Raw genomic sequence first — 8,388 nt, forward strand, 5'->3', positions numbered from 1 at the left:
GCTGATGGCCGCCGGCATGAAACCGCTGATGGCCGCCGGCATGAAACCGCTCAAGTCCGCCGTTGTCTCGCTCCTTGCCAACACAGCCCCGGTGGCCTTCGGTGCCATGGCTGCTCCCATCATTGCCCTGAACGGGGTCACCGGCCTGCCCTTGCACGATCTGTCCTCGATGGCCGGCCGGCAAACACCCTTTGTCGCCCTGATCGTGCCGCTGCTGCTCGTCTTTATCGTGGACGGCAAGCGTGGCCTGAAGCAGACCTGGCCCGTGGCGCTGGTCGCCGGCGTCGCCTTCGCCATCGCTCAGTTCGTCACCTCAAACTACTTGGCCGTCGAACTGACTGACGTCGTGGCCGCCGTGGTCGCCGTGGCCGCAGTGCTCCTGATGCTTAGGGCCTGGCAGCCTAAGGAAACCATCGGCGTCGGCGACTCCCTGCAAGCGGATACTGTGCCTGTCATGGCCCACAGCAGCGGAGCCGAGAAGTCCGGTTCCGCCTCGCAAGACCGCGCATTCCGGCAGGGCGCGAGCCAGCCCGCAACGCCGGAAGCAGGTCCGGACATCGTCCCCACCCGCACCCGCCCGGAGCCGCGGGAGATCTGGCTGGCTATCGCCCCCTACCTGATCATCATCGCCATCTTCTCCGTCGCGCAGATCCCCTTCATCAAGGCCTGGCTGGGCCAGGTGGGCGCCGTGACATTCCACTGGCCCGGCCTGGACATCACCGATTCAGCCGGCAAGCAAGTGGCGGCAACCAAGTTCAAGCTCGACCACCTGAAGTCCACCGGAACCCTGCTCCTGCTCTCGGGCATCATCACCATGGCCCTCTACCGGATCAGGGCAGGTAACGGGCTGCGCATCTACCGCGAGACCCTGGTGCAGCTTCGCTGGACGATTGTCACCGTTACTGCGGTGCTGGGCCTGTCCTTCGTGATGAACCTGTCCGGCCAGACCACCACGCTCGGCTTCGCCCTCGCCTCGGCGGGCGGCCTCTTCGCGCTCCTCTCGCCTCTGATCGGCTGGATCGGTGTTGCCCTGACCGGCTCGGACACCTCCTCCAACTCGCTGTTCGGACAGATGCAGGCTACCGCCGCAGGACAGACCGGACTTTCGCCCGTCCTGATGGCAGCTTCCAACTCGTCAGCCGGCGTCATGGGCAAGATGCTGTCACTGCAGAACCTCGCCGTGGCCTCCGCTGCAGTGGGCCTGGACGGAGCGGAAGGCACCCTGTTCAGGAAGCTGATTGGCTGGAGCGTGGGCCTCCTGGCCCTCATCACGCTCCTGATCTTCCTGCAGTCCACACCCGTGCTTGGCTGGATGGTTCCCTGATGCCCAACCTCAAATTGGCAGAGTTCCGGCAGGCCGTTGCCGATCCCGCCCAAGTGAAGACCCGCGCAATCGACCTGCACGCCAACGCCCACGACGCCTCGCACTTCCTGCTCATCCCGCAGGCCGTCGTGATGGCAGGGAACGCGGCAGAAGTTGGAAGCCTCCTGCAGGCCAGTGCCGCACAGGGCGTTCCGCTGACTTTCCGCTCCGGCGGAACCAGCCTGAGCGGCCAGGCAGTCACCGACGGAGTCCTGGTGGACGTGCGGCGCAATTTCAGGGAAGTTGAAGTGCTCGACGGCGGCGCCCGGGTCCGCGTGCAGCCCGGCGTCACCGTGCGGGCGCTGAATGCGCGGCTGGCACCGTACGGGCGGAAGTTCGGCCCGGATCCCGCCAGCGAGGCGGCGTGCACCATCGGCGGGGTGGTGGCCAATAACTCCTCCGGCATGAACTGCGGCACCGTGGACAATGCCTACAAAACGCTTGAGTCCCTTACCGTGGTGCTGCCCTCCGGAACCGTCATCGACACCGGAGCGCCGGACGCGGACGAAAAGCTCCGGACGCTGGAGCCGGACCTTTACGGAGGCCTGTCGCAGCTTGCCGCCCGTGTGCGCGGCAACAGCGATTCGGTGCGCCGGATACGGCAGCAGTTTTCCATGAAGAACACCATGGGCTACGGCCTGAACTCCCTGCTGGACTACAGGAGCCCGGTGGACATAATGGCCCACCTGATCGTCGGCAGCGAAGGCACACTCGGCTTCGTGGCGGAGGCGGTCTTCCGCACCATCCCACGGCTGCAGCACGCCGCGACTGGCCTGCTCGTCTTCCCCGACTTGCAGACAGCCAACGCCGCCCTGCCGGCCCTGGTAGCGACCGGCGCGGCGACCTTGGAACTCATGGATGCCCTGTCCCTCAAGGTGGGCCAGACACTGAAGGGGACCCCCGCCGTCGTGCAGGACCTGATGGTCCGTGACCACGCAGCGCTGCTGGTGGAATACTCGGCTGAAGGGCCGGACGAACTGGCAGTCCTGCAGCGCGGCGGCGAAAACATTCTGCCCAGCTTGAGCCTGGCCGCCGGTGCTCAATTCACCAATGATGCCTCCGCGCGTGCAGGCCTGTGGCACCTCCGCAAGGGCTTGTTCGCCTCGGTGGCCGGCGCCCGTCCGCAGGGCACCACAGCCCTGCTGGAGGACATCGTGGTTCCGGTTCCCGTGCTGGGCCGGACGTGCAAAGAACTGATCGGACTGTTCGAGAAGTACAGCTACAGCAACAGCGTGATCTTCGGGCACGCGAAGGACGGCAACGTCCACTTCATGCTCACGGACGGGTTCACCACGGCCGACGAACTGGACAGGTACAGCTCGTTCACGGAGGACATGGTGGACCTGGTTCTGGGCGAGGGCGGCTCGCTCAAGGCCGAGCACGGCACCGGCCGGGTCATGGCGCCATATGTGCGGCGGCAGTACGGGGACGAACTGTACGGTGTCATGCGCAGGATCAAACGGCTGTTCGATCCCGCCGGAACGCTGAACCCCGGCGTCCTGATGGACGACGATCCACAGGCGCACCTGCGCCACATCAAGACGGCGCCCCCCGTTGCCGAAGAAGTAGACCGCTGCGTTTCCTGCGGCTACTGCGAACCGGTGTGCCCCAGCAAGGACCTCACCCTGACGCCGCGACAACGCATCGTGACCCTGCGCGCGATCGAATCCGCGCGCCTGGCCGGCGACACAGCGCTAGTGAAGCAACTGGAAAAGGACTATGACTACGAGTCCGTGCAGACCTGCGCCGTGGACGGCATGTGCCAGACGGCCTGTCCCGTAGAGATCAACACCGGCCTGCTGGTCAAAAGGATCCGGCGCTCCGACGCCGGCCCCGTGGCCAACGGCGCGTGGAACGCCGCGGCCAAGCACTGGGAAGGTGTCACGCGTGGCGCTTCGCTGGCCCTCACCGTTGTGAACAAGCTACCTGCTGCGGCGGTGGCTCCCCCCAACAAGGCGGCCCGGGCGGTCCTGGGAACGGACACCGTACCGCTGTACTCACCGGAGCTGCCGGGCGGCGGTTCCATCAGGAAACGTCCGATGCCGGACAGGGCGCCGGACGCCGTCTACTTCCCCGCGTGCGTGGGGACGATGTTCGGGCCGGCCGGCGCGGGTAAGCCCGGTTCTGCCGACCGCGGAGTGCAGTACAGCTTCGAGCAGCTCTGCGGGCGTGCAGGGGTCACGCTCCTGGTGCCGGACGGCATCGACGGCCTCTGCTGCGGAACCCCCTGGTCCTCCAAGGGCATGGTTACCGGCCAAATGACGATGCGGGAGAAAACCCTGGCCGCGCTCCGCGAAGCCACCCGCGACGGCGAGCTCAGCATCATCTGCGACGCCTCCTCCTGCACCGAGGGGCTTCGGCAGGCAGTTGAATCGGACGTCCCCCTGTTGGGCCAGCGTCCGCTGAGGATCGTCGATGCCGTGGACTTCGCCGCCGAGCACATCCTGCCCAAGCTTCCGGACCACGAGAAGCTCGATTCCCTGGCCCTGCACCCCACCTGCTCCTCAACCCGCATGGGGATCAACGGTTCCCTGGACGCAGTGGCCAAGGCGGTGGCGGACAAGGTGGATGTTCCGGTGAACTGGGGCTGCTGCGCGTTCGCCGGGGATCGCGGCATGCTCCACCCCGAGCTCACGGCATCCGCCACCCGCAAGCAGGGGGAAGAGGTCGGGCAAATCGGTGCGTCAGCGCATGCATCATGCAACCGCACCTGCGAACTGGGGATGACCAGGGCAACGGGCGCCGACTACCGGCACGTCCTGGAACTGCTGGAGGAAGTGACGAGGTGACCAAATCCGGCAACGTGTTCATGACCGGCTCTCGTGACCATCACCTATCAGCAGGGAACCACCAGAACCGCGCGTTCAACCTCTCTATCTAATTCACCAGCCGTCCTCCATCGTCCAGCTCTACCAGGACCTCATCTTTACCGGAAGAATGGAAGGCGTAGGGTTCGGCACAAACCCGCAGTACCGCATGGTCGATAGCCATGATTATGTCGATCTAGCTCTCCTTGGGTGCCCGCCGTCGTTTAGTGTCCAGTCGGACTGGTGCCAACCCACCTGTGCTTTGCCGCCCCGACGGGGGTCCCCCAAAGCGGCGGGCCGCGCAACCCGGGTAATTGGGGTGTGGAGGTGCTGGCCCGGGAGTTGTTGGCTTCGGGCAGTCTCTTCGCTTGTCTAGCCGGGCATCGAGAGCCCCTGTCCCGAAATAAATGATTGAGGACCTCTTTCCGTCGCACCGGGGCTGGCCTGCGTAATTTCGAGTGGAGCTTCTTCCACGCTCGTGCCTGCCGTGGGCGGCGAATAGGGGCAGAACGCCGCCCTGCGGTTCAGCCTTGTAACCGATTAAGCTTGGGCCGGACTTGCCAGAATGTTCGTCCGTCCAGGCCCAGGGGGATTGGGCGCTACGGACTGTGCGTTTGTGGTCTGGTCGTACAGCCACTCGATATGCTTCCGGAGCAGGTCAGCTGCAAGGCCGCCGTTCTTGTCTTCAACGGCAGCAAAGATTGCGTGGTGATGAGCCCTAAGCTCCGCGAGGACGACCGGCCATTGTCCGAGAGAAACTAGGGCGTCCTTGATGTAGCCACGGACGGAGCCGCTAAGGGAGTCCATGACCGTATCGATGACCGTATTGCCAGCTAACGCGCTGAGAGCCAGATGGAACTGGGCGTCCAAATTATGGAATGTTTCGTAATCGATGTCTGGAGCATCCATGGCCATAAGAAGCTCCCTGGCTCGCTGGATGCCCTGTGGATCGTCATGTTGAACAGCCGCCTCGGCAGCCCATGTTTCGAGGAGAATTCGGGTTTCGACGATGTCTTTGACGGCAAGTCGGTTGCTGGCGATATGGAGGCGAAGTGTGGAGGCGAGCCCTGCCGAAGGTTCAGAGACGAAGACGGCGCCGGATTTGGGGCCCGCCCCGCTCGGGCTGCGGATGACACCCACAACATCCAGGATTCGCATTGCTTCTCGCACTGATGCCCTGGATATACCGTATGTTTCGGCCAGTATGCGCTCCCCGGGCAATTGGTCCCCGGTTTTGAAGCGTCCGGAGCGCAACCCCTCCTCAACATCCTGCAGGAGTGCATCGTATGTCCGCTTCGGTGAGGAAGGTGCTAAATCGGTCATGCTTCATTTTCCCCTACCAGGAAAAGCATCAGCGACGGTACTGTCCAAGAGGTCAGGAAAGGAAAGGGATAACAGAACCTGTAAGCGGCCGCTATCCCTTTCCTTAACCCAAGCCTGTAGAGGGACTGTGTAGTCCGGTTAGATGGCTTTACCCGGGTTCAGAATTCCCTGCGGATCGAACACATTGCGGATCGACCGCTGAAGTTCCAGCGACACGCTGCCCAGCTCGTCTTCAAGCCAGTCTAGCTTCAGCAGCCCGACGCCGTGTTCACCCGTGAGCGTGCCACCAAGGCGCTGGGCCAGGTAGAACATGTCGCCGAGGGCCTTCTTGGCGGGCCCTTCGGTGATGGATTCGTCGGGTTCGACGACGATCATCGGGTGAAGGTTGCCGTCCGCTGCGTGGGCAACGTTGAAAATCCGGACGCCCGTTTTTCGGGAAATGTCTTCCAGCCCCGCGAAGACTGCTGCCAACTGGTTCCGCGGCACGCCGATGTCGCAGATCGAGACACGTCCAAGCCGCTCAAGCGACGGGATCGCTTCCCTTCGTGTGGCCACCAGCGCATCCGCGGCCGCAGGATCAACGGCCTTCTCGATGTAACTGGCGAAAGGCTCGATAGCCTTAAGCAGGACGTCCTGTTCCAGGAACGCGCCGTACCCGTCGGTCTGGGCCAACAGGAAGGCACCGCCCTTTGAGCGATGGTCGGTGCCGTGCGCCGCGTCCACAGCTTCCAGTGTGGGGCCGTCCATGAGTTCCAGCACCGAGGGCTGCAGCCGGGCTGCGATGATGGCGGATGCAGCCAGGGCGGCGGCGTCGACATCCGGGAAATAGGCGGCGACGGTAGCGGTCCGGATGGGCCGGGGCCGGAGGCGCAGCGTGGCTTCCACCACGACGCCCAGCGTTCCCTCAGAACCGATCATCAGGGCGTTCAGGTCATACCCTGTAACTCCCTTAATAGTGTTCCTTCCCGTGCGCAGCACCCGGCCGTCGGGCAGGACAACTTGGAGCGCCAGGACGGATTCCCGTGTAACGCCGTATTTTGCGCACCACATTCCGCCGGCGTTGGTGGCGATGTTGCCACCGATGGAACAAATTGCCGTACTCGCGGGATCCGGTGCATAGAAAAGGCCGTGGGCCCCCGCTGCGGCGTTCACTTCGGCGTTGAGAACGCCAGGTTCCACCACCGCCAGCTGCTCCACCGGGTCGATGTGGAGGATCTTGTTCATCCGGGCCAGGTCAAGGACCACTTCGCCCGCGTGGGCCGAAGCTCCCGCCGCCAGTCCTGTCCCGGCACCGCGGGGAACCACCGGAACGTTGTGTGCCGCCGCGAGTTTCATGGTGGCAACCACTTCCTCCGTGCTGGTGGCGTACACGACGCCGTCCGGGAGGCTGGGCGGGATGTAGCCGGATCGGTCCGTGCTTACCCGGACGCGTTCGTCCAAGTCAATCGACGAGTGTGCGCTGGCGTTCAGGAGAGCCAAGGACGCTGTGAGGGCTGTTGTTGTGCTCATGGAAAGGAAACCTCTTTGTTTTCTTGGGGCCCAGGGATTGGACGAAACCGTACCCCAGTGCGATGTTCGTTTTGATGATGTGGGGTTTAGGGAACCATCCAGCCCAGCACCGGAGTTGACTGCAGCAGGACCAGGACGATCATTACGGCCAGGAGCGCAAGGCTCCAGCCCAGAAGCTTCCGGAACAGCGTGCTTTCGGCTCCTTCAAGGCCCACGGCAGCCGAGGCTACTGCCAAGTTTTGCAGGGACAGCATCTTGCCCATTACGCCGGCGGAGGAGTTTGCTGCTGCCATGAGAACCGGAGGCAAGCCTGTTTGTTCGGCTGCGGCAACCTGGAGTTGGCCGAACAGGGAGTTGGAGGAGGTGTCAGAGCCGGTGAGCGCGACTCCGATCCAGCCGATCACCGGGGAGAGCACAGCAAAGAAGCCTCCGGCCGAGGCGAGTGCCAGACCGAGGGACGTTGTCTGTCCGGACAGGTTCATGACGAAGGACAGGGCGAGGACGGCGGTCACGGTGATGATGGTCCAGCGCAATTGTTTGAGAGTTTCCCAGTAAATCCGGAGTCCACTGATTGCCGGAATGCGGTACAGGGCCATGGTGATGATGCCAGAGATCAGCAGAAGCGTACCGGTGGCCTTAAGGTGGTCGAACTTGAACTTCTGCGCGGCAACATGCTTCCCGTCTGCATCGACAACGTCCAGGCCCGGCCATGCAAAGCTCACGCTTCCCACCACGCTCAGCCAGTTCTTCACGAGAGGAATCTGGGCGATGGAAAAAATAGTCATGATGATCAGGTACGGCGCCACGGCCATCCAAATTTCCCGCGCTGCGGGCCGCTGTACGTTGGTCGGCGTCATGACTCGCGTGGTCGCGGCCGCGGAAACGGCCTCCGTAACGGAGGCGGAGGCCGGTTCCCGCTCTGAGCCGTAGCGGCGAGCCGAGGCCTGACGGGACTGTGCCGGGCCGGATGACAACTCATCGCCGGGCTCGCCTGATTCGCTGCCTTGCCCGGACATCTCGATGATCTGCCGGGGCTGCCAGAAACGAAGCATCAGCAGCACTGCGGCCACCGTTGCGACGGCGGCCACAACGTCAGTCAGTTCGACGGCAAAGTAGTTGGACGTGATGAACTGGAAGATGCCGAATACCGCGCCGGCCACTAGCGCCACGGGCCAGGTCTGCTTCAGGCCACGCTTGCCGTCCACGATAAAGACGAGCAGCAGCGGCACGATCAGGGCGACAAAGGGTGTTTGCCGGCCGGCCATCGAGGACAGATCGTGCAAGGGCAGGCCGGTGACCCCGTTCAGGGCAATGATGGGAGCAGCCATGGCACCGAAGGCCACCGGGGCTGTGTTGGCAAGGAGCGAGACAACGGCGGACTTGAGC

The 8,388-nt window shown here is 63.8% G+C and carries 5 protein-coding genes; 2 read left to right on the forward strand and 3 right to left on the reverse strand.

The window, feature by feature from the left end; translation table 11 throughout:
- Together AC1D14_RS22450 and AC1D14_RS22455 are read left to right on the forward strand one after the other, a co-directional pair.
- Positions 1 to 1,324, forward strand: a 1,324-nt coding sequence (locus AC1D14_RS22450; protein ID WP_476969221.1) for an L-lactate permease, incomplete at its 5' end; no start/stop codon positions are given.
- A complete protein-coding gene (locus tag AC1D14_RS22455) occupies positions 1,324 to 4,152 on the forward strand; it encodes an FAD-binding and (Fe-S)-binding domain-containing protein (protein ID WP_476969222.1) in 2,829 nt (942 codons plus the stop codon). The genes AC1D14_RS22450 and AC1D14_RS22455, both read left to right, overlap by 1 nt.
- 558 nt (positions 4,153 to 4,710) lie before the next feature.
- Here the strand turns inward: AC1D14_RS22455 and AC1D14_RS22460 are convergent.
- From AC1D14_RS22460 to AC1D14_RS22470, 3 genes are all read right to left on the reverse strand, one after another.
- Positions 4,711 to 5,493, reverse strand: coding sequence for a FadR/GntR family transcriptional regulator (locus AC1D14_RS22460; RefSeq protein WP_476882507.1), 783 nt, complete (start codon positions 5,491 to 5,493; stop codon positions 4,711 to 4,713).
- A 138-nt stretch (positions 5,494 to 5,631) separates the two neighbouring features.
- Entirely contained in the window at positions 5,632 to 7,002 is a 1,371-nt protein-coding gene (locus tag AC1D14_RS22465; RefSeq protein ID WP_476882508.1) for an FAD-binding oxidoreductase, read from the reverse strand.
- An 86-nt stretch (positions 7,003 to 7,088) separates the two neighbouring features.
- A partial coding sequence (locus AC1D14_RS22470) for an L-lactate permease (protein ID WP_476969223.1) occupies positions 7,089 to 8,388 on the reverse strand: 1,300 nt, incomplete at its 5' end.

Source organism: Arthrobacter sp. P1_B11 (genome assembly GCF_056406715.1).

What these genes read in the sequence shown, in the direction of transcription:
- AC1D14_RS22465 (WP_476882508.1), bottom strand. Translation starts at nt 7,002, where the DNA reads ATGAGCACAACAACAGCCCTCACAGCGTCCTTGGCTCTCCTGAACGCC.
- AC1D14_RS22455 (WP_476969222.1), top strand. Translation starts at nt 1,324, where the DNA reads ATGCCCAACCTCAAATTGGCAGAGTTCCGGCAGGCCGTTGCCGATCCC.
- AC1D14_RS22460 (WP_476882507.1), bottom strand. Translation starts at nt 5,493, where the DNA reads ATGACCGATTTAGCACCTTCCTCACCGAAGCGGACATACGATGCACTC.